The 2,422-nt window shown below is 66.0% G+C and carries 3 protein-coding genes; all 3 read left to right on the top strand.

Features of this window, described 5'->3' with window-relative positions:
- The coding region (locus AC629_RS47495) for a hypothetical protein (RefSeq protein WP_168195747.1) at positions 1 to 257 on the top strand (257 nt) is incomplete at its 5' end.
- Positions 258 to 259: 2 nt separating this feature from the next.
- Positions 260 to 1,849 (top strand): portal protein, encoded by a 1,590-nt coding sequence (locus tag AC629_RS43355; RefSeq protein ID WP_084810714.1) that lies wholly within the window; start codon positions 260 to 262, stop codon positions 1,847 to 1,849.
- Positions 1,849 to 2,307 (top strand): hypothetical protein, encoded by a 459-nt coding sequence (locus AC629_RS43350; RefSeq protein ID WP_084810713.1) that lies wholly within the window; start codon positions 1,849 to 1,851, stop codon positions 2,305 to 2,307. Before AC629_RS43355 ends, AC629_RS43350 begins: the two co-directional genes overlap by 1 nt.
- Positions 2,308 to 2,422 lie beyond the last annotated feature (115 nt).

Genomic DNA, 2,422 nt, shown 5'->3' with positions numbered 1-2,422 from the left:
GCCACATGAATGCATTCGTCCAGGGCGTCAAGACGCTGTTCACGGGGCCGGACACCTCCGCCCAAGATAAGGCGGCAGCCGAGGCCAAGCAGGAACAGCAGATCTCGCTGGCGCGCCAGAAGCAGACTGAGCAGCAGCAGGCCGCGCTCGCCGACCAGCAGGCAGGCGCCGCCGGGCGCACGCCGCGCGGGCGGCGGCTCCTGATCGCCTCCACCGGCGATGCCGGCGTTTCGTCGACGCTCGGTCCGAACGGCTGAACATGGCGCGCGTCAAGAGCCCGCTCGCAAAGAAAGCCGACGCGCCGGCGTTCGATCTCAAGGCGCACAAGAAGCGCGCCGCCAAGGCGTGGTCAGATCGCACGCTCTGGCAGAAGTTCTACGACGACGCTTATGAATTCGCGATCCCGTTCCGGCGGCCAGCCTCGCGCGAGGGCAAGGCAGTCAACAAGATCGAGCGGCTGTTCGATGCGACCGCGATCGAAAGCTCGTTCCGCGCCGCCGGGCAGCTTCACTCCGATCTCTTCCCGCCTGATTTCTTCAAGCTCGCGCCCGGCGCTATCTCCAAGCTCGCGATGTCGGCGGACGATCTTACCGCGCTGAAGCGGCAGCTGCAGGCGATCTCGGAAGTCGTCAACGCGTTTTTCCAGACTGGCGAGTTCGATACTTCGACGTCGGAGATGTGCATCGATCTGCTCGTCGGTACCGGCTCGCTGTTTCCGGTCGAGGGCGACGACGAAACCCCGGTGCGCTTCGTCTGCGTGCCGTTCGACGAGCTGGCGATCATCGTCGATGCCTATGGCAAGGTCGTCGGGATCTTCTGGCGCAGTCAGCTCTCCTATCGCGCGATCCACGACGCGTTTCCGGACGGCGACTATCCACAAGCTTTCATGGACAAGCTCAAGGCCGACCCGGAGGCCGAAGTCCAGATCGACCAGGACTTCGTCTACGATCCCAAACGGCGCCGCTGGGACTTCGTCGCGTACCTCACCGACAGCGAACGGCCAATCAAAACGGCCGAGTACAAGACGCAGCCGATGGCCGTGCCTCGCTATCATCGCGTGCCGGGCGAAGCCTATGGCCGCGGTCCGATCCTCTTGGCCCTGCCAACGATCAAGACGCTGAACAAGGCCGTCGAGCTGACGCTGAAGGCCGCGGCGATCCAGATGCTCGGCATCTACGGTTATCGGCCGGGCGGCGCCTTCAACCCCGACACGGCGCGGCTGGCGCCCGGCGAGTTCTGGCCTATGCAGGCGACAGGCGGCGTGCTCGGCCCCGACGTCGTGCGTATGGACGCCGGCGGCGGCAAGGTCGACCTCGGCAATCTCGTGACGCAGGAGCTGCGGCTGCAGGTGCAGTCGATGCTCGGCGACGATCGCTTGCCGGAGAAGGGCGCGACACCGGTCTCGGCAACCGAGATCATGGCGCGCATGAAGCGCATCTCGCAGAACTACATGGGCGCGTGGGCGCGCATCGTCAACGAGGTGCATCCCGTCATCGTGCGCCGCGTGATCGAGATCCTCGCCCGCAAGCAGGTCAAGGGCGTGCCCGACATCAACATCGACACGCTGCTCGTCAAGCTCGATGTGTTGTCGCCGATCACCCAGGCGATCAAGGCCGCCGCGCATTCTCGCATCGTCGACTTCATCCAGCTCTGTGTTGCGGTGAAGGGCACGCCGATGGCGGCCGAGCTCATCGTCAAGGTCGACGACGCGCTGCAGGCGATTGCCGAGGATCAGATCCCGGCGAACCTCGTCGTCTCGCCGACTGAGCGCAAGGAGCTTGAGAAGAAGTTTGCCGCCGCCGCAGCGCAGATCGCTGCCGCTCAATCCCAGCAGCAACGGGCAGCCTGATGGTCGCGATCAATCCAAGCCGTTTCGGCACGCGCGACGCGCAGCCGCTCGGCAGCTTTCTCGGTAACCCCAAGGACGTGCTCGAAGGCCTGTTCGGCCAGTCAGATCCGAAGGACATGCCGGCGCTGGCGCGCGCGCAGGTCGAGGCGACGCAGCGCGTGCGCCAGATCGCGTCGCGGATCTTCGCGACGGACGATGGCGAAGAGCTGCTAGAGGCCCTGTGCGATGCGGCGTTGCGTCGGCCGTTCACGCTGCCGCCGACCGCGGCGAGCGCCGAGCAGCGCCTCGCCTATGCCGATCAGCGCGAGGGACAGGCGCAGATGGTTTTCATGCTGCTCGCCTGGATCGCCGAGGGGCGAAGCGAGCAGCCACCGCAGAGAGAGGGAAGTCATGCAAAATCGATCCGACCGAAGCGCGAGCGCAAGCCCGATGCCAAGCCTGCTCGCAAGCGCAAGTAACTCCGCCTTCCACATCTCGTCGCTGCAGCCGCGCTGGGGCGGCCCGCGTTTTTTGCTGGACGAGAGCAATGCCGGCGGGGCCGCCGGTGGCGGCGGAACTGGCGGTGGCGGCAGC

It is taken from the genome of Bradyrhizobium sp. NAS80.1 (assembly GCF_001908205.1).
GTDB lineage: Bacteria > Pseudomonadota > Alphaproteobacteria > Rhizobiales > Xanthobacteraceae > Bradyrhizobium.
The sequence above is the reverse complement of the archived record's forward strand: the minus strand, read 5'-3'. Positions and strand labels throughout refer to the sequence as shown.

Coding starts and splice junctions, on each gene's coding strand:
- AC629_RS43355 (WP_084810714.1), top strand. CDS start 260: ATGGCGCGCGTCAAGAGCCCGCTCGCAAAGAAAGCCGACGCGCCGGCG.
- AC629_RS43350 (WP_084810713.1), top strand. CDS start 1,849: ATGGTCGCGATCAATCCAAGCCGTTTCGGCACGCGCGACGCGCAGCCG.